26 protein-coding genes are annotated in these 25,391 nt (G+C 71.9%); 12 read left to right on the top strand and 14 right to left on the bottom strand.

All coding sequences use genetic code 11. The annotated features are described in order from the left end of the window. Positions 1 to 122 precede the first annotated feature (122 nt). Positions 123 to 1,364, bottom strand: a complete 1,242-nt coding sequence (locus LCD33_RS04620; RefSeq protein ID WP_224977545.1) for a class I SAM-dependent RNA methyltransferase — start codon at positions 1,362 to 1,364, stop codon at positions 123 to 125. Then, positions 1,361 to 3,373 carry an APC family permease gene (locus tag LCD33_RS04615; protein ID WP_224955416.1) on the bottom strand — a complete coding sequence of 671 codons (2,013 nt, stop codon included), beginning with the start codon at positions 3,371 to 3,373 and terminating at the stop codon, positions 1,361 to 1,363. The genes LCD33_RS04620 and LCD33_RS04615 overlap by 4 nt, the downstream gene beginning before the upstream one ends. A 238-nt stretch (positions 3,374 to 3,611) precedes the next feature. Here LCD33_RS04615 and LCD33_RS04610 point away from each other — a divergent pair, with 238 nt between their 5' ends. After that, on the top strand, positions 3,612 to 4,277 hold the full coding sequence (locus tag LCD33_RS04610; RefSeq protein ID WP_224955415.1) for a TrkA family potassium uptake protein: 666 nt from the start codon (positions 3,612 to 3,614) through the stop codon (positions 4,275 to 4,277). Then, positions 4,277 to 4,936 (top strand): TrkA family potassium uptake protein, encoded by a 660-nt coding sequence (locus LCD33_RS04605; RefSeq protein ID WP_224966436.1) that lies wholly within the window; start codon positions 4,277 to 4,279, stop codon positions 4,934 to 4,936. The genes LCD33_RS04610 and LCD33_RS04605 overlap by 1 nt, the downstream gene beginning before the upstream one ends. Before the next feature lie 185 nt (positions 4,937 to 5,121). On the opposite strand, the gene LCD33_RS04600 is transcribed toward LCD33_RS04605, so the two are convergent. The 4 genes from LCD33_RS04600 to dut form a co-directional block, all read right to left on the bottom strand. Beyond that, positions 5,122 to 5,901 carry a DUF3159 domain-containing protein gene (locus LCD33_RS04600; RefSeq protein WP_373689967.1) on the bottom strand — a complete coding sequence of 260 codons (780 nt, stop codon included), beginning with the start codon at positions 5,899 to 5,901 and terminating at the stop codon, positions 5,122 to 5,124. Further along, complete coding sequence (locus tag LCD33_RS04595; protein ID WP_224955413.1) at positions 5,898 to 6,275, bottom strand: OB-fold nucleic acid binding domain-containing protein; 378 nt, start codon at positions 6,273 to 6,275, stop codon at positions 5,898 to 5,900. The genes LCD33_RS04600 and LCD33_RS04595 overlap by 4 nt, the downstream gene beginning before the upstream one ends. A gap of 197 nt (positions 6,276 to 6,472) precedes the next feature. Continuing rightward, entirely contained in the window at positions 6,473 to 7,111 is a 639-nt protein-coding gene (locus LCD33_RS04590; RefSeq protein WP_224955412.1) for a DUF3710 domain-containing protein, read from the bottom strand. Between the two features lie 4 nt (positions 7,112 to 7,115). Further along, complete coding sequence (dut, locus tag LCD33_RS04585; protein WP_224955411.1) at positions 7,116 to 7,610, bottom strand: dUTP diphosphatase; 495 nt, start codon at positions 7,608 to 7,610, stop codon at positions 7,116 to 7,118. Between the two features lie 24 nt (positions 7,611 to 7,634). Here dut and LCD33_RS04580 point away from each other — a divergent pair, with 24 nt between their 5' ends. Further along, positions 7,635 to 8,138 (top strand): DUF3093 domain-containing protein, encoded by a 504-nt coding sequence (locus LCD33_RS04580; protein ID WP_224955410.1) that lies wholly within the window; start codon positions 7,635 to 7,637, stop codon positions 8,136 to 8,138. 310 nt (positions 8,139 to 8,448) lie between these two features. On the opposite strand, the gene LCD33_RS04575 is transcribed toward LCD33_RS04580, so the two are convergent. Continuing rightward, positions 8,449 to 8,751, bottom strand: coding sequence for a DUF4193 domain-containing protein (locus LCD33_RS04575; RefSeq protein ID WP_224955409.1), 303 nt, complete (start codon positions 8,749 to 8,751; stop codon positions 8,449 to 8,451). Between the two features lie 357 nt (positions 8,752 to 9,108). On the opposite strand from LCD33_RS04575, the gene cei reads away from it, so the two are divergent. Beyond that, positions 9,109 to 9,837, top strand: coding sequence for an envelope integrity protein Cei (gene cei, locus LCD33_RS04570; RefSeq protein ID WP_224955408.1), 729 nt, complete (start codon positions 9,109 to 9,111; stop codon positions 9,835 to 9,837). Positions 9,838 to 9,907: 70 nt separating this feature from the next. On the opposite strand, the gene LCD33_RS04565 is transcribed toward cei, so the two are convergent. Further along, positions 9,908 to 10,714, bottom strand: a complete 807-nt coding sequence (locus LCD33_RS04565; protein WP_224977544.1) for an inositol monophosphatase family protein — start codon at positions 10,712 to 10,714, stop codon at positions 9,908 to 9,910. 87 nt (positions 10,715 to 10,801) lie between these two features. Between LCD33_RS04565 and ppgK the strand changes: the two genes are divergently transcribed. Then, positions 10,802 to 11,560 carry a polyphosphate--glucose phosphotransferase gene (gene ppgK, locus LCD33_RS04560; RefSeq protein WP_224955406.1) on the top strand — a complete coding sequence of 253 codons (759 nt, stop codon included), beginning with the start codon at positions 10,802 to 10,804 and terminating at the stop codon, positions 11,558 to 11,560. A gap of 306 nt (positions 11,561 to 11,866) precedes the next feature. Continuing rightward, positions 11,867 to 13,267: an RNA polymerase sigma factor gene (locus LCD33_RS04555; RefSeq protein ID WP_224955405.1), complete on the top strand. Its 1,401-nt coding sequence runs from the start codon at positions 11,867 to 11,869 to the stop codon at positions 13,265 to 13,267. Between the two features lie 82 nt (positions 13,268 to 13,349). On the opposite strand, the gene LCD33_RS04550 is transcribed toward LCD33_RS04555, so the two are convergent. Further along, on the bottom strand, positions 13,350 to 13,964 hold the full coding sequence (locus tag LCD33_RS04550) for a hypothetical protein (protein ID WP_224955400.1): 615 nt from the start codon (positions 13,962 to 13,964) through the stop codon (positions 13,350 to 13,352). A gap of 147 nt (positions 13,965 to 14,111) precedes the next feature. On the opposite strand from LCD33_RS04550, the gene LCD33_RS04545 reads away from it, so the two are divergent. Together LCD33_RS04545 and LCD33_RS04540 are read left to right on the top strand one after the other, a co-directional pair. After that, positions 14,112 to 15,107, top strand: coding sequence for a pentapeptide repeat-containing protein (locus LCD33_RS04545; RefSeq protein WP_224955399.1), 996 nt, complete (start codon positions 14,112 to 14,114; stop codon positions 15,105 to 15,107). Positions 15,108 to 15,919: 812 nt separating this feature from the next. Then, positions 15,920 to 16,105: a hypothetical protein gene (locus LCD33_RS04540; protein ID WP_224955398.1), complete on the top strand. Its 186-nt coding sequence runs from the start codon at positions 15,920 to 15,922 to the stop codon at positions 16,103 to 16,105. Positions 16,106 to 16,172: 67 nt separating this feature from the next. On the opposite strand, the gene LCD33_RS04535 is transcribed toward LCD33_RS04540, so the two are convergent. Both LCD33_RS04535 and LCD33_RS04530 read right to left on the bottom strand, forming a co-directional pair. Then, a complete protein-coding gene (locus tag LCD33_RS04535; RefSeq protein WP_224955397.1) occupies positions 16,173 to 17,381 on the bottom strand; it encodes a cysteine desulfurase-like protein in 1,209 nt (402 codons plus the stop codon). Positions 17,382 to 17,453: 72 nt separating this feature from the next. After that, the gene (locus LCD33_RS04530) at positions 17,454 to 19,196 is read right to left on the bottom strand and encodes a DEAD/DEAH box helicase (protein ID WP_224955404.1); all 1,743 of its coding nucleotides are present in this window, start codon (positions 19,194 to 19,196) and stop codon (positions 17,454 to 17,456) included. A 327-nt stretch (positions 19,197 to 19,523) separates the two neighbouring features. On the opposite strand from LCD33_RS04530, the gene LCD33_RS04525 reads away from it, so the two are divergent. After that, on the top strand, positions 19,524 to 20,705 hold the full coding sequence (locus LCD33_RS04525) for a YihY/virulence factor BrkB family protein (protein WP_224955396.1): 1,182 nt from the start codon (positions 19,524 to 19,526) through the stop codon (positions 20,703 to 20,705). A 54-nt stretch (positions 20,706 to 20,759) separates the two neighbouring features. Here the strand turns inward: LCD33_RS04525 and LCD33_RS04520 are convergent, their stop codons facing one another. After that, positions 20,760 to 21,014, bottom strand: a complete 255-nt coding sequence (locus LCD33_RS04520) for a DUF3039 domain-containing protein (RefSeq protein ID WP_224955395.1) — start codon at positions 21,012 to 21,014, stop codon at positions 20,760 to 20,762. A 60-nt stretch (positions 21,015 to 21,074) separates the two neighbouring features. Beyond that, the gene (locus tag LCD33_RS04515) at positions 21,075 to 21,395 is read right to left on the bottom strand and encodes a DUF3099 domain-containing protein (protein WP_224955394.1); all 321 of its coding nucleotides are present in this window, start codon (positions 21,393 to 21,395) and stop codon (positions 21,075 to 21,077) included. A 182-nt stretch (positions 21,396 to 21,577) separates the two neighbouring features. Here LCD33_RS04515 and LCD33_RS04510 point away from each other — a divergent pair, with 182 nt between their 5' ends. Continuing rightward, positions 21,578 to 22,252: a 1-acyl-sn-glycerol-3-phosphate acyltransferase gene (locus tag LCD33_RS04510; RefSeq protein WP_224955393.1), complete on the top strand. Its 675-nt coding sequence runs from the start codon at positions 21,578 to 21,580 to the stop codon at positions 22,250 to 22,252. A gap of 238 nt (positions 22,253 to 22,490) precedes the next feature. Here the strand turns inward: LCD33_RS04510 and LCD33_RS04505 are convergent, their stop codons facing one another. Further along, positions 22,491 to 23,066: an HhH-GPD-type base excision DNA repair protein gene (locus LCD33_RS04505; protein ID WP_224955392.1), complete on the bottom strand. Its 576-nt coding sequence runs from the start codon at positions 23,064 to 23,066 to the stop codon at positions 22,491 to 22,493. A gap of 74 nt (positions 23,067 to 23,140) precedes the next feature. On the opposite strand from LCD33_RS04505, the gene LCD33_RS04500 reads away from it, so the two are divergent. Together LCD33_RS04500 and dtd are read left to right on the top strand one after the other, a co-directional pair. Beyond that, positions 23,141 to 24,655 (top strand): methyltransferase, encoded by a 1,515-nt coding sequence (locus LCD33_RS04500; RefSeq protein WP_224955391.1) that lies wholly within the window; start codon positions 23,141 to 23,143, stop codon positions 24,653 to 24,655. Then, a complete protein-coding gene (gene dtd / locus LCD33_RS04495; protein WP_224955390.1) occupies positions 24,655 to 25,080 on the top strand; it encodes a D-aminoacyl-tRNA deacylase in 426 nt (141 codons plus the stop codon). Before LCD33_RS04500 ends, dtd begins: the two co-directional genes overlap by 1 nt. Positions 25,081 to 25,391: the final 311 nt, after the last annotated feature.

The raw sequence follows: 25,391 nt of genomic DNA, 5'->3' as shown, positions 1-25,391 counted from the left end.
ATTCTCGCGAGGACAGCTTTTTTCCTCGTGGCCGAGCCACTAGGGAAAAAGATCCCGCAGCGAGAATCCCGCTGAGGTTCCGCCGCCCCAGCCCTACGCAGCAGAAGACAGCGAGACAGGCATCAGCCGCGGGTCAGGAGGGCTATGCACTCCATGTGATGAGTCATCGGGAACGCGTCGAACGCCTCCAGGTCCGCGAGCCGGTAGCCCTGCTCGGCGAACAGGCTCACGTCCCGCGCCAGCGCCGCCGGATCGCAGGCCACGTGGACCACGCGCTCCGGCCCCGCCGCGCACACGGCCTCGACGATGCGGCGCCCGGCGCCCTTGCGCGGCGGGTCCAGCACCACCACGTTCGGTGCGGGCAGCTCCTCGTCGGCCAGCACCTCCTCCACGGTGCCCGCCCGGAACGACACCTGCGGCAGGTCGCGGAGGTTCGCCACGGCGTCCTCGGTGGCGCGCCGCGAGGACTCCACCAGCAGCACGTCCCCGGCGGGCCCGGCCTGCTCGGCGAGCACCGAGGCGAACAGCCCCACCCCGCCGTAGAGGTCCCAGGCCACCCCGCCCGCCGGAACCTGCGCCATCCGGGCGACGGCCCGCGCGAAGGTGTCGGCGGCCGCCGGGTGCACCTGCCAGAAGCCGTCCGCGGACACGTCCCAGGAGCGGCCGGCGGCCTGCTCCCGCGCCGTGGCGGAACCGTGCACCGGCGTGCTCACGACGGCACCGCGCTTGCCGCGGCGGCGCTGCGGGGCGCGTTCGCGCAGCGTCAGGTGCACCGCGGAGTCCGCGTCGGCCGCGACCTCCAGCTCGGCGCCCTGCGGCCACTCCCGGTCGGTGAGCCCGTCCAGCGCACCGCGCACCGTGATCGGGCAGTCCTGTACCGGCAGCACCCGGTGGCTGCGGTGCGGGTGGAACCCGGGCCGCCCGACCCGGTCCACGGCCAGCCGCACCCGGGTGCGCCAGCGCAACGGCCCGCCGGGCAGCTCCTGCACCTCGACGGACCGGTCCAGCCCGGCGAGGCGCTGCAACTGCTCGTGCAGCACCGCCGCCTTCAGCTCCCGCTGCGTGCCGTGGTCGGCGTGCTGCCAGTCGCAGCCGCCGCAGCGGTCGTGGCCCAGCGCCATGTCGGCCAGCGGGCACGGCGGCGCGACGCGCCCCTCCGCGGCGGTGAACACCTCGACGGCGTCCGCCCGGCAGAAGCCCTTGCCCGGGTCGTCGGTGACCTCGGCCAGCACCACCTCGCCGGGCAGCGCGTGGCGCACGAACACGACGCGCCCCTCGTGCCTGGCCACGCAGTGGCCGCCGTGCGCGACCGGCCCCACGTCCAGCTTCAGGCGCCTGCCGGTCCAATCCAACTTCTCGGTCACCGACGTTCAGTCCCCTTCGATTCGCCCAAACCGCGGCGCAACGCGCCCGGCATCACCCGGGTCTTGGCGCGCTGCTTCGCCCGGGTCGACGACGCGAGCTGCCACGGCACGCTCGTCACCATCACCCCCGGCTCGAACAGCAACCTGCCTTTGAGCCGCAACGCGCTCTGGTTGTGCAGCACCTGCTCCCACCAGCGCCCCACCACGTACTCCGGGATGAACACCGTGACCACGTCACGGGGGCTGTTGCGGCGGATCCGCTTCACGTACTCGATCAGCGGCCGGGTCACCTCACGGTACGGGGACTCGATGACCTTCAGCGGCACCGGCATGTCCTTCGACTCCCAGATGGCGGTGAGCTTCCTGGTCCCGGCGTCGTCGACGTTCACGGTGACCGCTTCGAGCGTGTCGGGGCGGGTGGCGCGCGCGTAGGCCAGCGCGCGCAGCGTCGGCAGGTGCAGCTGCGAGACGAGCACCAGGGCGTAGTTGCGCGACGGCAGCACCGCGGGCTCGGCGTCGTACTCCGCCAGCTCCTCCTGCACCGAGTCGTAGTGCCTGCGGATCGCCGTCATCAGCAGGTAGATCGCGCCCATCGCCGCCAGCGCGATCCACGCGCCCTTCGCGAACTTCGTCACCAGCACGATCACCAGCACCGATCCGGTCAGCACCAGCCCGAACGCGTTGATCGCCTGGGAACGCCGCATCCGGCGCCGCGCCGCCTGGTCCTGCTCCTTGCGCAGCAGCCGGTTCCAGTGCCGCACCATGCCGGTCTGGCTCACCGTGAACGACACGAACACGCCCACCACGTACAGCTGCACCAGCCGGGTGACCTCGGCGTCGAAGGCCAGCACCAGCACCACCGCGAACGCGGCGAGGAACAGGATCCCGTTGGAGAACGCCAGCCGGTCGCCCCGGGTGTGGAACTGGCGCGGCAGGTAGCGATCCTGGGCGAGGATCGATCCGAGCACCGGGAACCCGTTGAACGCGGTGTTCGCCGCCAGCACCAGGATGATCGCGGTCGCCGCCGTCACGAAGAACGCACCGGGCGGGAACACGTCGAACACCGCGCCCGCGATCTGCGCCACCATCGTGTGCTGCACGTAGCCGGGCGGCGCCGAGGTGATCTGCGCCGCCGGGTTCTCCGCGAGCCGCACCCCGGTGAGCTGCGCGAGCCAGATCAGGCCCATCAGCATCGCCACCGAGATGGCGCCCATCATCAGCAGCGTCGTCGCCGCGTTGCGCGACTTCGGCTTCTGGAACGCGGGAACGCCGTTGCTGATCGCCTCCACCCCGGTCAGCGCGGCCGCGCCCTGCGAGAACGCGCGCATCACCAGGAACACGAACGCGAGCCCGGCCAGCTGGTTCTCGTCCGGCATGACCTCGACGCCCGCGCTCTCCGCGCGCATCGGCTGGTCCAGCACCACGGCCCGGAACAGGCCGAACACGATCATCCCGAGCACGCCGAGCAGGAACGCGTACACCGGCACGGCCAGGAAGCCGCCGGATTCGCGCAGGCCGCGCAGGTTGATCGCGGTGAGCACCACGATCGCCGCGACCGCGAACCACTCCTTGTGGGTGGCCACGAACGGGATCAGCGCGCCGACGTTCGCCGCCGCCGAGGAGATCGACACCGCGACGGTCAGCACGTAGTCGACGAGCAGCGCGCTGGCCACCGTCAACCCGGCGTGCCTGCCGAGGTTCACGGTCGCGACCTCGTAGTCGCCACCGCCGGACGGGTAGGCCCGCACGTTCTGCCGGTAGCTGGCCACCACGGTGAGCATCACCAGCGCGACCAGCGCTCCCACCCACGGCGTCCACGCGTAGGCGGACAGGCCCGCCACGGACAGCACCAGGAAGATCTCCTCCGGTGCGTACGCCACCGAGGACATGGCGTCGGAGGCGAACACGGGCAGCGCCAGCCGTTTCGGCAACAGCGTGTGCGACAACCGGTCACTGCGGAACGGACGCCCTACCAGCAGGCGTTTCGTCGCGGTCGCGAGCTTGGACACGGGCATGAGCGTAAGTGCTCCGCTCGCGCGCGCCGCCGGGCCCGCCCGTGGCGCAGGTCTCCCCGCCCCCGGCCGCGTGACCGGCGCCGTCGGCCTCGGCTACCGTGCACACGCTGAGAGCGGCGGTTCCCCGCCGGCGAGCGTGCGGCAGCCGCGCAGCCGCCTCGCCGGGTACCGTCACGCTGGCGCGGCGGTCGGCCGCCGTGCCGCCGACCGCCCGTGATGAGGAGACAAGGCCGTGCACGTCGTGATCCTGGGCTGCGGCCGGGTGGGGGCATCCCTCGCCGCCGCCCTGCAACGGCTCGACCACACCGTCGCCGTGGTGGACAAGGACGAGGGCGCGTTCCACCGGCTCGGCAAGGACTTCACCGGCCGCCAGGTCACCGGCAACGGATTCGACCGGGACGTGCTGACCGAAGCGGGCATCGAATCCGCCGCGGCGTTCGCCGCCGTCTCCAACGGCGACAACTCGAACATCATCGCTGCCCGGGTGGCGCGCGAGACGTTCGGCGTGGAGCACGTCGTCGCCCGCATCTACGACCCGAAGCGCGCCGCCGTGTACGAGCGGCTCGGCATCCCCACCGTGGCCACCGTCCCGTGGACCACCGACCGGTTCCTGCGGATGCTGCTGCCCGAAGGGGTCGCGACCGCCTGGCGCGAACCGTCCGGCGCCGTCGCCGTGCTGCAGCTGCCGCTGCACGAGGACTGGGTCGGCAGGCGCGTCGTCGAGCTGGAGGACACCACCGGCGCCCGGGTGGCGTTCGTGATGCGCTTCGGCGGCGGCGTGCTGCCCGACCGCAAGACCGTCATCCAAGCCGACGACGACGTCTACGTCGCCGCGCTGTCCGGCACCGTCACCGACGTCACCGCGGCGGCGCTGCGCGCACCAGAGGAGACCGAGTGATGCGCATCGCGATCGCCGGCGCCGGGGCCGTCGGCCACTCCATCGCCGGTGAGCTGCTCGACGGCGGCCACCAGGTCATGCTCATCGAGCGCGGCACCGAGAACTACCGGCCGAAGACCCTCCCCGACGTGGAGTGGGTCCTCGCCGACGCCTGCGAACTCGCCTCGCTGGAGGAGGCCGGGTTGCAGTCCTGCGACGTGGTCATCGCGGCCACCGGCGACGACAAGGTGAACCTGGTGGTCTCGCTGCTGGCGAAGACCGAGTTCGCGGTGCGCCGCGTCGTCGCCCGGGTCAACGACCCGCGCAACGAGTGGCTGTTCACCACCTCCTGGGGCGTCGACGTGGCCGTGTCCACGCCGCGGATGCTCGCCGCCATGGTCGAGGAGGCCGTCAACGTGGGCGACCTGGTGCGGCTGATGACGCTGCGGCAGGGCCAGGCGAACCTCGTGGAGATCACCCTGCCCCAGGACACCTCGCTCGCGGGCCGCCGGGTGCGGGACCTGGCGCTGCCGCCGGACGCGGCGCTGGTGACGATCCTGCGCGGCGGCCGGGTCATCGTCCCGCAGCAGGACGACCCGGTGGAGGCCGGCGACGAGCTGCTGTTCGTGGCGGCGGCCGAGGTGGAGCCGCAGATCCGCGAAGCGGTCCACGGCCGCTGAGCGACTGGTAGCGGAGTCCCCCTGCTCCCGCAGGCGGGGAGCCAGCCACCATCTGGGCAGCAGGGCCCCGCGGGTGCTTCAGCGCCGCCCTCGCGGGGACGGCGCCCCCGTGCGGCGGAGCCGACGATCCCGCGACGAGGACGGGAGGTTCACCCGTCCCCGCGGCGAGCGGAGGCGGGAGGAGCTCAGTTCTCGCCTTCGGGCAGGGTGTGGCGGGCGTAGGCGGCCCGGTCGGCGGCGTCGCGCTCGGCCTGCTCGCGGTCCGCGGCCTCCTGCGCGATCTTCGAGGCGCGGCGAACGGCCCACACGGTCACCAGCAGCGCCAGCACCGTCAGCGGGTAGCCCATCGCGATCCGCGCGAACCCGAGCCACGCGGTCTCGTCCGCGTTGTACAGCCACTGCTGCACCACGTACTTGGCGGCGAACACGACCACCCACGCGAGCGTGGCGATGTCGTAGGCGCGCAGCGCCGCCCGCTGCTTGCGCCAGCCGAAGCCCAGCGAGTTCAGCGCCGACCAGGCCACGCCCACCAGCGGCCAGCGCGCCAGCACCGACAGCAGGAACACGCCGCCGTACACCAGGCTGGTCCAGATGCCCAGCAGGAAGAAGCCCTTGGCGTCCCCGGAGCGGTAGGCGATGAACGAGCACACGGCCACGCCCAGCACCCCGGAGATCGCGGGCTGCAGCGGTTCCTTGCGCACCAGGCGCCACACCGCGATCGCCACCGCCAGGCCGATCGCCGACCAGATCGCGGGCATCATCCCGGTGAACGCGTTCACCAGCACGAACACCACGATCGGCACGGCCGAGTAGGCGAGGCCGGAGACCCCGCCCATCTGCTCCAGCAGGGTCTTTTCGGACAGCGGGGTCGCGGCGTCGTCCGCGGCGCCCGGTGGCACCTGCCCGGTCTCGGGCTCGGCGGCGGGCCGCTGGTGGTCGGCCGCCGGTGTCTCGCGTTCGCTCATGCGGTGTTCTGCAACTCGTAGTAGGGGTTGTACAGCACCTTGCAGCCGTCCCGGACCGCGATCCGGCCGCGGGCCTTGATGGTGCGGCCCGGTTCGATGCCGGTGATCCGGCGCCTCCCCAGCCACACCAGCGTCACGCCTTCGGTGCCGTCGAACAGTTCGGCTTCCAGCGTCGGAGCGGAGTTCTTCGGCGACATGTCCACGCTGCGCAGCCTGCCCAGCACCACGGCCTCCTGGCCGCACCGGCAGTCGCAGGCGCGCTGCGCCCCGTCCGCCTGCGCGCGCTCGGAGAGGTCGTCGGCGTCGAGCTCGGCGACGTCGCTGGTCAACCGACGCATGAAGCGGCGCCAGTAGCCGCCCCCGGTGTTGCTCATCGCTAGCGCTCCACGTACGCCTGGGACTGAACACGATCGGCGGAAGCCCGTCGGAACGGCGGGCCACCGGGTCTTCCGATGACTTCTCGGGGCACTGCTGCGCGCTCCGAACACCAGCGTAGCCCGCGCTCAGCCGCGCGTCGCCACCCTGGCGCCAAAACGAAGTCGATCACCCGAAAGCGTGATCAACTTCGGGATCAGGCCTGCTGCTGCTCGCCGTTCTGCGCCTGCTGGATGTGCCGCGCGATGGATTCGGGCAGCTCGATCGGCAGCGGCGTGCGCACCGGCAGCGGGTCCTCACCGCGGACCACCACGGTCTCGTCGAGCACCGTGTACAGCAGCTTCGAGCAGGCCTCCGCGGTCTCCGCCGGCCCGGCGGCCACCCCGCGGACCATCCAGCGCGGGCCGTCGACGCCGACGAACCGCAGTGCGGCGCGCGGCGAGTCGCCGACCAGCTCGCGGCCCCACTCGCCGTCCTCCTCGTGGACCGTGGCGCCGTCCCGGCGCAGCTGCGCGGTCAGCTCGGCGCGGACCTCCGGCCACAGCTCGGCGCTGCGCGGCGCGGCGAACGCGCTGATGGTCAACCGGCCCACCCGGGTCACCAGGTGCACCGCGCGCACCGGGCCCGCCGGGTCCACCTCGACCTGCAGCTGGCTGCCCTCCGGTACCGGCAGCCGCACCGAACCCAGGTCCAGCCTCTCGACCTCGTCGCCCGCGGGCAGCTCACCGAGGTCGTAGGGCCCCAGGCCCGACTCCGACCCGGCGGCCTCCGCGCTCTCCGCCGGCACGCCCTCGTCCTGCCGCGAGTCCCGCCCGCGACGGCCCAATCCGAACATCCCCTCAGACCTCCGTCCTGTGCTCGGAACCGGCGGACGCCGGTCCCGTCAGCACCTCGTGCCCGCCGGTGGATCCGTGGCCACCGGTCCCCCGCTGCGATTCGGGCAGCGCCTCGACCTCTTCGAACACCGCGCACTCCACGCGCTGCACGACCAGCTGGGCGATGCGGTCGCCGCGCCGCAGCGACAAGGTCTCAGCACGATCATGATTGATCAAGCAGACCTTGATCTCACCGCGGTACCCGGAATCGATCGTGCCCGGGGAGTTCACCACCCCCAACCCGGCGCGCGCGGCCAGCCCGGAACGGGGATGCACGAACCCGGCGTACCCCTCGGGTAACGCGAGCGAGACGCCGGTGCCGACGAGCGCTCGCTCGCCGGGGCGCAGCACGAGGTCGCTGGTCGTCACCAGATCGGCGCCGGCATCACCGGGCCGGGCGTACGACGGGATCGGCACTTCGGGGTCGAGACGGGTCAGCAGGACCTTCACGTTCGGCACGGGCGGCGAGACTACCCTGGAGGCGTGTCGGAGAGCGCAGAAGCAACCAGCCCCGCCGCGGACGCCCCCGGTCAGGGGAACGTCGGCGAGTCGCGGACCTACCGGGAACGGCTGTACGCGGCCTGGTGGACCTGGCCGTTGCCGCTGGTGATGGCGGGCCTGCTGGCCGCCGAGGTGCACATGGGCTATCCGGGGATCCGGGCGTGGCTGCCGTACGTGCTGCTGCTGCCGATCGCGGTGGCGGTCCCGCTGTGGCTCGGCCGGACGAAGATCGAGGTCACCCGCGGGGAGCTGTGGGTCGGCGACGCGCACGTGCCGCTGCGCTTCATCGAGGACGCCGAGGTGGTGCCCGCCGCGGAGAAGCGGCGCGCGCTGGGCCCGGAACTCGATCCGGCCGCATTCGTGGTGCACCGTCCCTGGGCACCCGCATCGGTGCGGATCTGGCTCGACGACGAAGACGACCCCACCCCCTACTGGGTGGTGAGTTCCCGCCGTCCGGAGCAATTGGCCGCCGCATTGCGGAGTTGAGCGGATCCGCGGAGCACACCGCGCCACTCCGGCCGTCGGCCACCGGAAACAACAAACCTGGGCGCACGACCACTCGTGAGCCCAGGTCCGTGTTCGGTCTTCGCCGTTCCCATTCGCCGCGTCCGCCGACTCGCCGCAGCCGATCAGCCCGCCCCGGACCGGTGGCCCACCGGTCCGAAGCCGCCGGGTCGTGCTGCGCCCGGACAGCCGTGGCCCGACCGCGAGAACGCCCCTCCAGGTCGCCCTCGCCACCAGGCCCGTCCGGGCGTCACCGCAGGCCACCCCGCCTGCGGACCCCGTCCGGTACTGCTCAGGCAGCGCAGTCGCGGCAGATCAGGCCGCCGTTGCGCTCCTCGGCCAGCCTGCTGCGGTGGTGCACCAGGAAGCAGCTGGAGCAGGTGAACTCGTCGGCCTGCTTGGGCAGGACCTTGACGGTCATCTCCTCACCGGACAGATCGGCTCCCGGCAACTCGAAGTTCTCCGCGATCTCCGATTCATCGGCGTCGACGACGCCGGATTGCGCTTCGTTGCGCCGCGCCTTGAGCTCCTCCAACGAGTCTTCCGTCATTTCCTCGGACTCGCTGCGGCGCGGAGCGTCGTAGTCGGTCGCCATCGTGATTCACCCCTGCGATAGTGGAGACTGCAATGGTGTGCCGCTGGTAAACGTTCCAGGGCTCTCATTTGTGCCCGGAGGCATGCGTGACGGTGATCTCGCCTGCTGCGCCCCAAGTTCCCCCTGAAACGAGCCGCTCTCGCTCCCCGTCACTGCCCGAGGCGCCGAGAGGGTAGCCCATCCTCGAACCGCAGACGCATGAGGTCACCCATATGTGTGGTGTGCACTGCACCGAGGCATCCGACAAGATCACCCGAACGTCTGCTTCAGCAGACGCAACGAGTGCGACACGACGGCCTGTCCGGCGACGCGGAACCGACCGCCAACGCCTAGGCTGATCGCGCAACGTCCGATCCGATGACGGCAAGAGGAGAGTGGCAGGACGTGTCAGCCGCGACTTCACGCTGGGGCGCCCAAGGCCCCCGATACCGGCGACGGCGACCGCTGCCAGCTCTGCTCGTGCTGGGGCTGCTGGTCGTCCTGTCCGGTCTGATGTGGACCCGGGTCTTCGAGACCACCGAGGACGTCGAGACCGCCACCCGGTGCACCGTCCCGGGCGCGCCAACCGCGCCGCCCGAACCCGACGCCGATCCGCAGCAGGAACCGCCCGCGCTGGGCCAGATGCTGCCCCGCGACGCGCTGGACCGCACCAACCCCATCCCGGCCCACGACGTGAAGGTGCGGGTGCTCAACGGCAACGGCGAGGCCAACCAGGCCGGTCTCATCAGCCAGGAGCTGACGAACTACGGGTTCGCGCCCGGCGGTGAGCCGGACAACGACCCGGTCTACCCGAACTACGACCTCGACTGCCACGGCCAGATCCGCTTCGGCGCGGCCGGGGCGAGCGCGGCCCGCACGCTGAGCCTGATGGTCCCGTGCGCGCAGCTGGTGCGCGACGACCGCAACGGCGACACGCTGGACCTGGCGCTGGGCAAGGACTTCCGGGACATCCGGAACAAGCCGGAGGCCCGGCAGATCCTGCAGGAGCTGAAGAACCGGGAGCCGCAGGGCGCCGCCGAGCAGGAGGTCCGGGCGCCGCAGATCGACGAGGAGCTGCTGGAAGCCGCCCGCGACGTGGCCTGCTGAGCCGGCACCGGCTCCCCGAACGCGGCGATGCCCGCCTGCCGCCCCGGACGGCAGGCGGGCATCGTGGCGTTCACACCTCGAACGCCCCCACTTCGCGCAGCACCGCGGTCAGCCGGTCGGCGACGCCCGGCGCCGCGCAGACCATCGCCTCGTCACCGAGCCCGTCGGACGTCCCGGCCGCGGGCAACCGCAGCAGCGCACCGGCCTCCTGCGCGATGAGCGCTCCGGCCGCCCAGTCCCACCGCTTCAACCCGACCTCGTAGTAGGCGTCGAGCCATCCCGCCGCGACCGCGCACAGGTCCAGCGAGGCCGCGCCCGAACGCCGGATGTCGCGCACCCGCCCCAGCAGCCTGCCGGTCGCCGCGGCCTGCCCGCGGCGCCGCTCGACGTCGTAGGCGAACCCGGTGCCCACCAGGGCCAGGTCGAGCCGGTCAGCAGCGGAGGCGCGCAGCCGCTCCTCGCCGCAGAACGCACCACCGCCCTCGGCCGCGCTCCACACCCGGCCCGAAACCGGCTCCACCACGGCCCCGGCGATGGACCGGCCGTCGACCTGCGCGGCCAGCGACACGGCGTACCAGGGGTAGCCGTAGAGGTAGTTCACGGTTCCGTCGATCGGGTCCACGACCCAGCGCAGCCCGTCCAGCGCTCCCGCGCCGCCTTCCTCCTCGCCGAGCACCGATTCGCCGGGGCGCAGCTCGGCGAGCCGGTCCCGCACGAGCCGCTCGGCCGCCCGGTCGGCCTCGGTGACGACATCGGTCTCCGTGCTCTTGGTCCGCACCGCACCGCCGATCACCGATTCGTCACGAATCGTGCTCGCCAGCTCGGCCGCCTCGCCCGCGACCTGCGTCGCGACGGCGCGGAGGGTTTCGTTGTCCATGTCAGCTGTCAATCCCACGTTCACATCGCAGCACAGCGCGGATAAGGTCTGCACACCTCGTTCTGAATCGAATAGGAAGGATCGGGCATGGGCACTGCCCGCGGTTTCGGCGTGGATATCGGCGGGTCCGGCATCAAGGGGTGTCCGGTGGACATCGACGGTGGTGTGCTGGCCGAAGAACGCATGCGAATCCCCACCCCCCACCCCTCGACACCGGACGCGGTGGCCGACGCGGTCGCGGAGATCGTCGAGAAGTTCGGCTGGTCCGGTCCGGTCGGCGTCACCCTGCCCAGCGTGATCAAGGAGGGTGTCGCCCATTCGGCGGCGAACATCGACAAGAGCTGGATCGGCACCGACGCGCAGGCGCTGTTCGCGGAACGGCTCGGCAAGTCGCGCGATCAGGTGGTCGTGCTCAACGACGCCGACGCCGCCGGCCTCGCCGAGATGCGCTCGGGCGCAGGGGCGGGCCGGAACGGGCTGGTGGTCGTGCTGACCTTCGGCACCGGCATCGGCAGCGCGATGTTCCTGGACGGCAAGCTGGTCCCGAACACCGAGTTCGGGCACATCGAGGTCGACGGGCACGACGCGGAGAAGCAGGCCGCCGCCTCGGTGAAGGACGACCTGGACCTCAGCTACCCGGAGTGGGCGCCGCGGGTGAGCCGCTACGTCCAGGGCCTGGAGAAGTTCCTCTGGCCGGACCTGTTCATCGCGGGCGGCGGGGTCAGCAAGAAGGCGCACAAGTGGCTCCCGCTGCTGGACGTCCGCACGCCGATCGTGGCCGCGACGTTGAAGAACGACGCGGGCATCGTCGGCGCGGCCACGGCCGCGGCGGCGCTCGGAGACTGATCTCGACGGCGACCGGGGCGATGTCGTGGCGTTTCCCCGGTACGTCCGTCCGAGTGATCTCGGAAGGACCGCGTTGCGCTGGGACGGGACCGATCTCCGCCTTGCAGCGGAACCGCACTCCACCGTCGCGGTTACAATGGAACACGACCGACCTCATCCGGAACCTCCGGCACGGCGCCGGAACAGGCGTTCAGCCGAAATCGACTCCGCTTCGGAAGTTCTGGCAGGTGGGTCGTCCCCGACCTCTGGCGGCCGAGGTTTCGCGCCCTCCGGCCTGCCCTGATCGACCGTCGCGAAAGGGCGTACGTGGCAGCCGCAGAAACCGCAACCCGACGCTCCAGCTCCGCTGCAACCGCCGGCGGTGGCCAGTCTTCGTCGGCCAAGTCCGCATCCCAGTCCCAGACCGAGGCGTCCGCGCAAGAGACCGGCCAGACCGGTACCGGCGCGGCGAAGGCCAAGTCCGCGACAGCCGCGAAGTCGGCGGGTCGCAAGACCGCCGCGAAGCCGGCGGCCAAGAAGGGCACCAAGGCCGCTCCGGCCAAGTCCGGCGCGGGCAAGGCCGGTGCGAAGAACACCGCCAAGAACGGCGAAGGTCTGGAGATCGACGAACCGATCGAGACCGACCTGACCTCGCCCGACGTGGGTGACCTCGCCGAGGTCGAAGTGGAGATCCCGGAGGAGCCGACCGTCCCCGAGGACGAGGACGGCAAGACCGACTCCGACTTCGTCTGGGACGAGGAGGAGTCCGAGGCGCTGCGGCAGGCCCGCAAGGACGCCGAGCTCACCGCCTCCGCCGACTCGGTGCGCGCCTACCTGAAGCAGATCGGCAAGGTCGCGCTGCTCAACGCCGAGGAGGAGGTCGAACTCGCCAAGCGGATCGAGGCCGGCCTCTACGGCGCCGAGCGGCTCCGCCAGGCCGAGGAGGCCGACGAGAAGCTCACGTTCCAGATGAAGCGCGACCTGCGCTGGATCGTCCGGGACGGCGAGCGGGCCAAGAACCACCTGCTGGAGGCCAACCTCCGGCTCGTGGTCAGCCTCGCCAAGCGCTACACCGGCCGCGGCATGGCGTTCCTGGACCTGATCCAGGAGGGCAACCTCGGGCTGATCCGCGCGGTCGAGAAGTTCGACTACACCAAGGGCTACAAGTTCTCCACGTACGCCACCTGGTGGATCCGGCAGGCCATCACCCGCGCGATGGCCGACCAGGCCCGCACCATCCGCATCCCGGTGCACATGGTCGAGGTCATCAACAAGCTGGGTCGCATCCAGCGCGAGCTGCTGCAGGACCTGGGCCGCGAGCCCACGCCCGAGGAGCTCGCGAAGGAAATGGACATCACCCCGGAGAAGGTGCTGGAGATCCAGCAGTACGCCCGGGAGCCCATCTCGCTGGACCAGACGATCGGTGATGAGGGGGACAGCCAGCTCGGGGACTTCATCGAGGACTCCGAGGCGGTCGTCGCCGTCGACGCCGTGTCGTTCACGCTGCTGCAGGACCAGCTGCAGTCGGTGCTGGCGACGCTGTCCGAGCGGGAGGCGGGCGTGGTGCGGCTGCGCTTCGGCCTCACCGACGGCCAGCCGCGGACGCTGGACGAGATCGGCCAGGTCTACGGGGTGACGCGCGAGCGCATCCGGCAGATCGAGTCGAAGACGATGTCGAAGCTGCGCCACCCGTCGCGGTCCCAGGTGCTGCGCGACTACCTGGACTGAGTTCCCGAACCGCATTGGAGGCCGGTACCCCGCGGGGTACCGGCCTCCTGTGCGTTCGAGGCGGGTCCAGGTCTGCTCCCGCTCAGCGGAGCCGGTCGGCGAGGTGCTCGGCGAAGGCGTCGCCGAGCAACCGGGTCCGTCCGGCGAAGCCCCAGGTGCGGTAGCGCAGCGTGCGCCCGTCGGTGGTGCGCAGCAGCACGACGGTGCGACGGAACCGGTGCAGCACGCGGCCTTCGACGACGGAGTCGTAGCGGTGCGCGGCGACCGGCGCGGACGGTTCGCCGGGTGCGGACTTGCGGCGCCGGGCGGCGCGCAGCCGCTGCAGCCAGCGCGGCGGGTTCCGGTGGAAGTGCCCGAGGGTGACGACGGTGAACACGATCGACAGGACCTCGGCGAGCAGGTTCACCACCCAGTACAGCAGCAGGCCGACCAGGATCAGGAACATGGGCGTCGCGATGATCGCGGCGACCAGCTGGGCGGTGTCGTCGTGCTCCAGCCGCTCGCGGAAGGGCATGGCCAGCACCGCCAGCACCCAGGTGGCGACGACCACCCAGATCATCAGCCGTTTGAGGTCGGGCCAGGCGAAAGCGGTGCGGTGCAGGGTCCAGCCCTGCTGGTCGAAGCGCAGCACTCCGCGGCCACCGGGGCGGGCGTGCACGTGGGTCAGCGCGGACACGCCGACATGTTCGGTGATCACCCGCGGAGATTATCGAGACGCCGCGGTCCGGCGAGGTGGTTCGGTGAATCCGGGAGCGCGGTCACCCCGCGCGGTCGTCGCCGCGCATCCGGGTGGCGTCGGGTCGTTCGGTGGCTCGACCGCGCGCCGGAGCCACATGATCGAGTGGTGAGCGAACGGCGGAGCGCGCAGCGGCCCGAAGTGCTGTCCAACGCGGCGATCGCGGCCTGGGGGATCGGGCTGGTGCTGCTGGGATTGATCTCGATCATCGCGCTGTGGGTGCTGGTGAGCAGCACCGGGCCGGAGGCCGGAACCCGGCTGGACGCCATCCGCACCGCGTTCAGCATCGTGCTCGGCGGTGGCGGGGCGGCCGGCCTGCTGCTGACCGCGCGCAAGCAGCGGTCCACCGAGCTGGACATCGAGATCAAGAGCCACGACTCGGCCGTGGCCCGGGTGACCGAGCTGTACGGCCGGGCCGCGGACCAGCTGGGCAGCGACAAGGCACCGGTGCGGCTGGCCGGGATCTTCGCGCTGGAACGGCTCGCCCAGGGCAACCCGGAGCACCGGCAGACCATCGTGGACCTGCTGTGCGCCTACCTGCGGATGCCCGCCGCCACGTCCGGCGCGGACGACACCGACCCCGCCCTGGAGCGGGAGGTGCGGGAGACCGCCCAACTGGTGCTGACCGCGCACCTGCGCGCCGACGAGGACACCGCCGAGCTGTTCTGGCCGGACATCCGGCTGAACCTGGCGGGCGCGGTGCTGAGCACGTTCCGGTTCACCCGCTGCCGGGTGCGGCGGGCGACGTTCGCCGGGGCCCGCTTCGACGGCGCCGGCGTGTTCCGCGGCGCCGTGTTCGAGCAGCAGGCCGACTTCCGGTCCGCGCGGTTCACCGGACTCGCGGACTTCCGGCGGGTGGGCTTCGACGGCCAGGGCGCGAACTTCCGCGACGCCCTGTTCGCGGGCGAGGTCGACTTCGGCACGCACACCGAGACCACTCTGACCGACGCCTCCGCGACGCCACCCGCCGACGGGGTCCGCCGCAAGTGGCCCGCCGGCTGGTGCGAGGAACCGGACGGGGAGCGGCACGTGCTCGTACGATCGGGTAATGGATCTTCCGGCTCGGTCACCGTTCGTGACAGCATGAGCCGGTCGGAAGACTGAACCGCCGAAGTGCGTGGAAGTGGGTGAACCCCTGTGTCCAGGATGCACGCACGACTCTCCAGTGCGCGCTGCACGTGCGCGAACCGCTCGACGCGGCCGGCACGGCCGTTGCTCGGCCGCGGTGGTTCGCCCACGGGCCCGCTCGGTTAGGTGATCGCGGCGGCCGTGGGTCGACCGCGGTCGCTCTCCCGGCCGGAGCAGTCCGCCTCGCCCGGAGCTCGGACGCCCGGATTCGCGGGGCGATCCGCGCGATCGGTCGACGGCACCGGTGCGGCTTGGTGGCCGCTCCGCGCGATCGATCCGCACGGTCCCGCCGCGGGGATCCTGGCGGACCGAGACCGGAACGTTCCGCCGCGGAGGCCCCTCAGCGGCGGTTCCACGCCGGATTCGCCGGAATTCGCGGGGAATCGAGGCGTGATTCATCACACAGTGAATCTCGGGAATTCGGCGCATCCCAGGCGTGCCGGTCGTTCGCTTGCAGCAGAACCGTTCGCGCCCGGAGCCGGGAATGCGCACCGCCGGTACGCACGAAACGCCGGTCGGCGCAATTCGAGGTTCACCATTTTCCCTGGTCAGGGGACTCGAAAACGGCTCCGTGCCGGGATTGCCACGCTCCGCTACCGGTGCTGCGGCAAGCGGGTACTTCGACGTGACGACGGTCGCCACTCCGCTCGGGAACACTGACGTACGGCTGTGCGTCTGCAAGAGTGGGGTAAGCGAGCACCGGCCCCGCCGCCAGTGGGCCACCGGTGGTCGCAGCAGGATCGAGGGCGTCGGGGTACGACCCGGCGCCGGGACGGAGGGAGATCACGATGCCTGGAACGCTCACCCGCCCCGAGCTGACCGCCGCCGACCGCTGCGACCGCTGCGGGGCCGCTGCGAAGCTTCGCGCCGTACTGCCATCCGGTGGGGAGCTGTTGTTCTGCGGGCACCACGGCCGGGAGTTCGAGCCGCGCTTGCGGGAAATGGACGCCGAACTCCAGCAGGACGAGCAGTAACGACACCCGACCCGAAAGCCCCGGAGAACCTGGTTCTCCGGGGCTTTCGCCGTACCGGTACGCGCGGTCAGGCCAGTTCGCCGAGCGCGTCGAGGAGCCGCCGCACGTCGGCCTCCTCGCTGTAGTGGCACAGCGCGGCGCGCACCGCGCCCTCCTCGCCGAGGCCGAGCGCGCGCACCGCCTGCCACGCGTAGCCGTGCCCGGCGGACACGTTGATGCCCCGCTCGGCGAGCCACCCGGCGACCTCCGCGGGCGAGCGGCCGGGCACGGTGAACGCCGCGATCGGCGTGCAACGGCCTGTTGGCCGGCCGACCCGGCGCACGTGCGGCAGCTCGGCGAGCCCGTCGAACAGCAGCGCGGCCAGCCGGTCCTCGTGGGCGACGACCGCGCGGCGGCTCGCGAGCAGCCGCTCCCGGCGGGTTCCGGTGGCCGCGGGGTCCAGCTCGGCGAGGTGGTCGACGGCCGCGGTCACCCCCGCCAGCGACTCGAACGGTGCGGTGCCCAGCTCGAACCGGGTCGGGATCTCGTCCGGCGAGGGCAGCAGCTTGTCCGGGTTCAGCGTCTCCAACGACCACGGGTCGGCCGCCACCACGGCTGCCAGGTGCGGGCCGGACCACTTGTAGGCGCTGGTCGCGTAGAAGTCGGCGCCCAGCGCCGCGACGTCGACCTCGGCGTGCGGGCAGTGCTGCACCCCGTCGACGAAGCTCGTCGCCCCCACCTCGCGGGCCCGCCGGGTGATGGCCGCGACGTCCGGGACCTCACCGACCAGGTTCGACGCCGCGGTGACCGCGACCAGCCTGGTCCGCTCCCCGATCAGCTCCACCACCCGTTCGGCGGGCAGCGACCCGGTCTCCGGATCGATCGGGGCGAACCGCACGGTCGCTCCGGCCCGCTGCGCGTGCTGCACCCACGGGCGCACGTTGGAGTCGTGGTCGAGCTCGGTCACCACCACCTCGTCGCCCGGGCGCCAGCCCGCCGCGAGGACCCCGGCGAAGCGGTAGACCAGCGCCGTGGTGCTCGGCCCGAACACCACGCACTCCGGGCCGGGCGCGCCGGTCAGGTCGGCCAGGGCGGCGCGCGCCCCGGCCACGACCGACACCGCCCGGCGGCTGGAGTCGAAGTCCCCGCCCACGTTCGAGACGCCGCGCGCCAGCACCTCCGCCACCGCGTCGATCACCTGCTGCGGGACCTGCGTCCCGCCCGCCGAATCGAGCCAGGACCGGCCGTCGGACAGCGCCGGGTACCGGGCCCGCACCTTCTCCACGTCGAATGCCATGGGGAGCAGGGTAGGCACGGGCGATCACACCGGGGTCGCGATCGGACACCGTCCGCAGCGGGCAGCGAGCCCTCACCAGGACCGCAGGGTGGCGATCCGCTCCTCCAGCTGCTCGACCGTGGCCATCGCGGTGGGCGGGCCGCCGCAGATCCGGCGGAGCTCGTTGTGGATCTTGCCGTGCGGTTTGCGGGTGCGGTGGTGGTGCAGCGAGACGAGCGTGTTGAGCTCCTTGCGCAGCCCCTTCAGCCGTTCCTGCACGCTCTGCGGGCGACGGGCCTGCTCGGCCTGCTCGGCGCGTTCGGCGGCCTTCTGCTCCTTGTCCGCGGCCTCGCGCTTGCCGACGGTCTCCAGCTGCTGCTCCTGGCGCTGGCGCAGCAGCGCTCGCACCTGGTCCGGTTCGAGCAGCCCTGGCAGGCCCAGGTAGTCCTGTTCGTCCTCGCTGGTGCCGAACGCGGCCGTGCCGAACGAGGAACCGTCGTAGATCACCTGGTCGAGCTCGGCGTCGGCACCCAGCGAGGTGAACGCCTTCTCCTCCTCGCCCGGCTCGTCCTTGGTGCGGTTCGCGTCGGCGAGGAGCTCGTCCTCCCAGCCGTCCTTCTCCCGGTGCGGTTTGCCCAGCACGTGGTCGCGCTCGGCTTCGAGCTGGCTGGCCAGTTCCAGCAGCACCGGCACGCTGGGCAGGAAGATGCTCGCCGTCTCCCCCGGGCGCCGGGCGCGGACGAAGCGGCCGACGGCCTGCGCGAAGAACAGCGGGGTGGAGGCGCTGGTGGCGTAGACGCCGACGGCCAGCCGCGGGACGTCGACACCTTCGCTGACCATCCGGACCGCGACCATCCACTCGCCGTCGGAATCGGCGAACTCGGCGATGCGGCCGGAGGCCTTCGGGTCGTCGGAGAGCACCACCGTCGGCGTCGTGCCGGTCATCCGCTCCAGCGTCTTCGCGTACGCCTTCGCCGTGACGTGGTCGGAGGCGATCACCAGACCGCCCGCGTCCGGCACCCCGCCGTTGCGGAGCTGCTGCAGCCGGGTGTGCGCGGCCTGCAGCACCGCTGGGATCCACTCCCCCGCCGGGTCCAGCGCGGTGCGCCAGGCCCGCGCGGTCTGCTCCGCGGTGAGCGGCTCACCGAGGCGCGCGGAGAACTCGTCGCCCGCGTTGGTGCGCCACCGGGTCTCCCCCGAGTACGCCAGGAAGATCACCGGGCGCACCACGCCGTCGCGCAGCGCGTCCGAGTAGCCGTAGGAGCTGTCGGCCTTGCTGCGCATCGACCCGTCGGCGTCCGGCTCGTAGTTCACGAACGGGATCGGCGTGTCGTCGCTGCGGAACGGGGTACCGGTCAGGGCCAGGCGCCGCACCGCCGGGGTGAACGCCTCGCGCGTCGCGTCGCCCCACGACTTCGCGTCGCCCGCGTGGTGGACCTCGTCCAGGATCACCAGGGTCTTGCGCCGCTCGGTGCGGACCCGGTGCAACGTGGGGTGCGCGGCGATCTGCGCGTAGGTGACCACCACGCCGCGGTAGTCGCTGGAGGTGAAGCCGTCGGAGTTGCGGAAGTCCGGGTCCAGCGGGATCCCGGCACCGCCCGCGGCCATCGCCCACTGGTGCTTGAGGTGCTCGGTGGGGGCGACCACCGTCACCGACTCCACCGTCCGGTCCGCCAGCAGCTCCGCGGCGATGCGCAGACCGAACGTCGTCTTGCCCGCACCGGGCGTGGCGACGGCGGTGAAGTCCTGCGGGTTGCTGGAGAGGTACTTCGCCAGCGCCCGGCGCTGCCAGGCGCGCAGCGGGCGCTGGGCGGCCTGCGACGGGTCGCTGAGCACAGATCGGACTGGATCGAGTTGTGCCTCGGACACGCTTGCTCGCCGCTCCTTCCTGAGCCTTCTCCCCCTCGCGATGCGCGCGGCGCGTACCTGCGGATCACCGGCCGGGCGCGAGACGCCCCGGCGGCCCGGTGGAACCCGTCCACCCGTCCCGCCGCGCGGCTCCGCGCCGAGCGGGAGATCCGCCGAGGGCGACCCGCAGCCTACCGCCCCGCCTCCCGTGACCGGGCGCACCGACCCGCCAGCCGGATCGAGATCGCGCTGACACTCCCGGTTCGCCGGGTCCACGCCCGCTCGTCGTTCGCATGCAGCATCCTTGTAGCCGCGATGGGTTCCTCAGGTCCGACCGGTGACAGCCAGCGGCCCGGCCAGCACGGCCGACGGCCGGAGCCCTCCGATGCGCGCGCGCCGGAGGAGGACGCCCAGTCGCCGCCCGAGCAGGGCTGGGCCGCCACCGCCGGAACCCGCCCGCGACGAGGGCCGTTGCAGCTGATCTGGCGCACCATCGACAAGGCGTGGTGGGACAACATCTTCTCCGAGTCGGCGGCGGCCGCGTTCTGGCAGACGCTGTCGATGCCGCCGCTGCTGCTGGGGCTGCTGGGCAGCCTCGGGTTCCTCGGGGACTGGTTCGGGCCCGCCGTCGTGGACGCGGTGCACGGCAAGATCCTGTCCGGGGCGCGCGCGGTGTTCAGCGGCAACGTGGTGGACCAGATCATCGGGCCGACGGTGGAGGACATCCTCACCAAGGGGCGCAGCGAGATCGTGTCGGTGGGCTTCCTGCTGTCGTTGTGGGCGGGATCCTCGGCGCTGGCCTCGCTGGTGGACTCGATCACCATGGCCTACGACCAGTACACGGTGCGGCACAGCGTGTGGCAGCGGATCTTCGCGCTGCTGCTCTACCTGGCGGCGCTGCTGCTGGCCGTCGTCGGACTGCCGGTGATCGCGCTCGGCCCGGAGTGGCTGCCGACGGTGTTTCCGCCGTCGATGCAGGACGACGTGGCGTGGCTGATCCAGGTGTTCTACTTCCCCGCCACCGGGCTGCTGCTGGTGCTGGCGCTGGCCACGCTGTACAAGGTGGCGCTGCCGCGGAAGCTGCCGTGGCACCGCGGGGTGCCCGGCGCGCTGGTGGCGATGGCCGTGTTCCTGTGCTCCAGCGTCGGACTGCGCTGGTACATCACCTGGGTGACCGGCACCGGCTACACCTACGGGGCGCTGGCCACGCCGATCGCGTTCCTGCTGTTCGCGTTCTTCATCGGGCTGGCGATCATCATCGGCGCCCAGTTCAACCAGGCGCTGCAGGAACTGTGGCCGGCGAAGATGACCCGCCGGGAGCGGCGCAAGTGGCGGCGCCTGGAGATGCGCCGCGCCGAGCAGCAGCTGCGCACCGAGGAGGGCTACCGGGCGTGGCGGGCGAAGGACGAGCGGCCACGCGCCGCCGTCGATCCGCCGACGACGATCGTGACCACCGCGCTCGCGCAGGAGAAACCGGACCCCGACGAGGAGTCCTAGCCGGTCCAGCTCTCAGTGGCTCCCCGGCACCGGCGAGCCACTGAGCAACCCGGCTCAGTCGTCGTCGCCACCACCGGGGGGCAGGCCTTCGAAGACCTTCTTGCAGTCCGGGCACACCGGCGAGCCGGGCTTCGCCGACTTCGTCACCGGGAACACCTCGCCGCACAGCGCCACCACGTACGTGCCCATGACCGCGCTCTCGGCGATCTTGTCCTTCTGCACGTAGTGGAAGACCTCTGGACGGTCATCCTGGGTCTGGTCCGTGGTCTCCGGCCGGACATCGGTCTCCGGAAGCGTCATCGTGCTCATCACCCCATGATGCCGCACCGCGCGCGGCGTGCACCGCGCACCTCGGACGCCCGAACCGATTCAGGAGTCGTCGATCACCCGGTGGTCGCGGGATTCCAGCGCGCGCGCCGACTGCTGGTAGCGGTTGACCTGTTCGCTCTTGCGCGGCGGGCGGTCGTTGGCGATGAGCACCGCCATCCACGGCAGCGGGATCGAGATCGCCACGATGATCAACGCCAGCCACCAGATCTGGTAGCACGCCGCGCCCGCGATCAGGCACGGGATGCGCATCGACATCATGATCGCGTACTTGCGGCGGCGCTCCGCCTGCTGATCGTCGTAGGACGGCTGCGCCTCGGTGATCAGCACCGGGGTGTCGTCGCCGTGCCGAGTGCTGCTCACGACACCACCTCCACGTCCTCCATCGTCCCACTCGGCCCGCGGCTCCGACACCCTGGTCGCGGGGTGACCGCCGCCGCACCGATCCACGGGTTTCACGTGGACTTGACCCGGTGGCGACCGCGGCGACCTGCGGCGGCGGTAGGTTCTGGGGTGGCGGGAGAGACGGACGGGGAGGCTGCGCGATGTTGTACATGCTCACGAAACGGGTGCTCGGTTCGGTGGCGCGGGCGGTGTACCGCCCGAAGGTCACCGGTGCCGAGCAGGTCCCCGCCGAGGGCCCGGTCATCTTCGCGGTGAACCACCTGTCGGTGGCCGACAGCTTCATCGTGCCGCTGGTGGTCCCCCGGCCGGTGGCGTTCCTGGCGAAGGCCGAGTACTTCCAGGGCGGCGGGGTCAAGAACCGGCTCGTCGGAGGCGTGTTCCGGTCGCTCGGAGCCATCCCGGTGGAGCGCGGGCGCGGGCGGGCCGCGAAGGAGGCGCTGGGCGCGGCCGAGCGGGTCCTCGCCGACGGCGGCGCGTTCGGCATCCACCCCGAAGGCACCCGCTCCCCCGACGGACGCCTCTACCGCGGCCGGACCGGAGTGGCCCGGCTGGCGCTGAGCGGGGCGGCGAAGGTGGTGCCGGTGGCGCTGCACGGCACCGACCGGCTGCTGCCCATCGGGGCGAAGGTGCCGCGGCTCACCCGCGTCGAGGTCCGGTTCGGCGCACCGCTGGACTTCTCCCGCTACCACGGCATGGAGGGGTCGCTGCCGGTGCTGCGGTCCATCACCGACGAGATCATGTACGCCATCTCGGAGCTGTCCGACCAGGAGTACGTGGACCGCTACCAGTCCCCGTCCTCCCAACAGGCGGCTTGATCGGCCAGGACACCTGATCGAACCTGCCCAGCGGGTCCTATCTGTTTCTTGTCAGCGGCGAAGCCGCTGAGCCGCCGATCACCTGATCAACCGGACCACCAGCGGGTTCTCAGCGGCGTTCTCGCGAGGACAGCGTTTTCTCATGTGGCGGAGCCACCTGTGAAAACGATCCCACAGCGAGAACGCCGCTGAGGTTCCGCCACCCGAGCCCTACCCGACCCGAGTTCGAAGCCCCGGATCACTTCTTCTTGGCGGCTGCTTTCTGGGCCTTCTTCCAGGAGCGGACCTCGTCCAGGGTCTCCTGGTCGACTACGTCGGCGATGGAGCGGCGGGCGTCCGGATCCCCGTAGGCGCCCGCGGCCTCCCGCCAGCCGTCCGGGTGCACCTGCCACTGCTTGCCGAGCAGCGCCAGGAAGATCCGCGCCTTCTGGTCGCCGTACCCGGGCAGGGCCTTGAGCCGGGCGAGCACCCGGGCCCCGTCCGGGTCCCCGTCGGTCCAGATCCGCTCGGCGTCGCCGTCGTAGTGCTCCACCAGGTACGCGCACACCGCCTGCACCCGCTTGGCCATCGAGCCGGGGAATCGGTGGATCGCGGGCGGGGTGGCGCAGGTGGCCGCGAACTCCTCCGGGTCCATCGCTGCGATGCCGCGGGCGTCGAGCTCGCCGAGGCGATCAAGGAGGACCTTGGGGCCGGCGAAGGCCCACTCCATCGGCACCTGTTGATCGAGGAGCATCCCGAGCAGCAACGCCAGCGGATCTTCCGAGAGCAGCGCGTCGGCCTCGGCGTTCTGGGTCAGGTGCAGCGTCCGGCTCATGCGGTCAGGATCGCACGCGGGGTTCCGCGCGTCCCTGCGCAGGCCGTTCCGCGGGGCGTGTGAGGATCGGGCGCGTGATTCCGGATCTCTCGAACGACGTCCTCGACCGCCTCCGCGCCGCCTTCCAGGAGGTCGGCTACGACGCCGACGGCGTGGTGGACCTGCTCGGGCCGCAGGCCCACGCCGCGCTCGGGCGGGGCGAACCCGTCCCCGCGCTGCGGGCGACCGCGGACGGCGGGCCGCTGGGCACGCTGGTGCGGTTGTTCCTGCTCGGCGAGGCCGAACCGGCCGCCGAGGTGGCCGCGGCGCTGCGGCCGCTGCCGGTGGCCGACGCGGTCGCCGGTGGCGTGCTGGCCGCCGACGGCGATGCGCTGCGCGCGGCGCTGGACATCCGCCCGCACAGCGCGGGCGAGGACTCGTGGTGGGTGATCTCCGACCTCGACGCCGACCTGCGCCCGGAGGGCTGGGCGACCGGCGTCGACCACGTGCTCGGGGTCGGGCACGCCTCGCTGAGCCTGGTGCGGGCGACCTCGCGCAGGCAGGTCGGCTCGGTGCTGGACGTGGGCACCGGCTGCGGCGTGCAGGCCCTGCACGCCAGCACGCACGCGCAGCGGGTCACCGCGACCGACGTGTCCGCGCGGGCGCTGGCGCTGGCCTCGGCCACGTTCCGGCTCAACCGGATCGACGTGGAGCTCGCCGAAGGCGAGTGGTTCGAACCGGTGCGCGGCCGGCGGTTCGACCAGATCGTGTGCAACCCGCCGTTCGTGGTCGGCCCGCCGCGCACCGACTACGTGTACCGGGACTCCGGGCTCGCCGGGGACGACGCGAGCGCGCTGGTGGTGCGCCAGCTGCCGTCGTTCCTCGACGAGGGCGGCACGGGGCAGCTGCTGGCCTCCTGGCTGCACCGCAAGGGCGAGGACTGGCAAGACCGGGTGGCGCGCTGGCTGCCGCCGGGCGGGGTGGACGCCTGGTTCGCGCAGCGTGACGTGGCCGATCCGGCGCTGTACGTCGGCACCTGGCTGCGCGACGCCGGGTTCGACCCGCGCTCGCCCGCGGGCAGGCGCAAGGCCGCCGAGTGGCTGGACTGGTTCGACGCCAACGACGTGGACGGCGTCGGCTTCGGGTTCGTCACGCTGCGCCGCAGCGGCGCCGAGCGCGGCGAGGTCGTGTGCGAGGACCTCCGGCAGGCCTTCGACGACCCGCTGGGTCCGGAGAGCGACGGCTGGCTGCGCCGGGTGGCGTGGCTGCGCGAGCACGGCTCTGGCGACGGGCTGCTGGACGCGCGGCTGGTCACCGCGCCCTCGACGGTGCTGGAGGAGGTCGCCGCGCACGGCGAGGAGGGCTGGGAGCGCTTCGTGCACCGGCTGCACCGCACCGACGGCCCAGGCTGGCAGCACGAGATCGACGAGCTCGGCGTGCGGCTGCTCGCCGGCTGCCAGGGCGCGCTGCCGGTGCGGGACCTGGTGGAGCTGCTCGCGCTCGGCGCGGGCGAGGACGCCGCGGAGCTCTCCCGCGCCGCGGTGCCGGTGCTGCGGGAACTGGTGCGGCACGGAATGGTGATCCCGGCGGAATGGGCAGGCGGCGAGTAATGCGGGCGGTGGTCAGCCGGGTCACGCGGGCCTCGGTCCGGGTCGGCGGGGAGGCCGTCGGCAAGATCGAAGAACCCGGTCTGCTGGTGCTATTGGGCGTGACCCATTCCGACGGCTCCGAACAGGCGGCGAATATGGCGCGCAAACTGCACGAGATGCGGGCGTTGCGCGATGAGGAGTCCTGCGCCACCACCGGAGCCCCGCTGCTGGTGGTGAGCCAGTTCACCCTCTACGGCTCGACTCGCAAGGGCCGCCGCCCGTCGTGGACCGAGGCGGCCCGCCCTGAGCAGGCCGAACCACTGGTATCGGAGGTCGTCGAACGCCTGCGGGAGCGGGGCGCGCAGGTGGCCACCGGGCGCTTCGGCGCGATGATGGAAGTGGACAGCGTCAACGACGGACCATTCACGTTGTTGATCGACGTGTGAATGTAACGCCGGTTCTCAGCTGATCCTCAGACTTCGCGGAGCAACGGATGTGACCGCCGCGACGTCTCACGGTCGAGCAGTTCGGGAACGAATTCAAGGGTGCGTTCGTTTTCCAGGTATCCAAGCTTCGACAGCCCGGTCCACCGAGCCGCCACCGCAACGCGGCGGCTCGACGGCGAGTCGAGTGGAGTTCCGATCAGAACGGCCGTTCTCGCACCGGAACCACACGAGGCACGTCGTGAACACGCACCACTCCGACCCGACAGCACGACACCAGACAGCACAACCGTCACATCCGGACGGCGTGGCAT

This window comes from Saccharopolyspora sp. 7B (assembly GCF_020177435.1).
In the GTDB taxonomy this organism is placed as follows: Bacteria; Actinomycetota; Actinomycetes; order Mycobacteriales; family Pseudonocardiaceae; genus Saccharopolyspora_C; species Saccharopolyspora_C gregorii.
The sequence above is the reverse complement of the archived record's forward strand: the minus strand, read 5'-3'. Positions and strand labels throughout refer to the sequence as shown.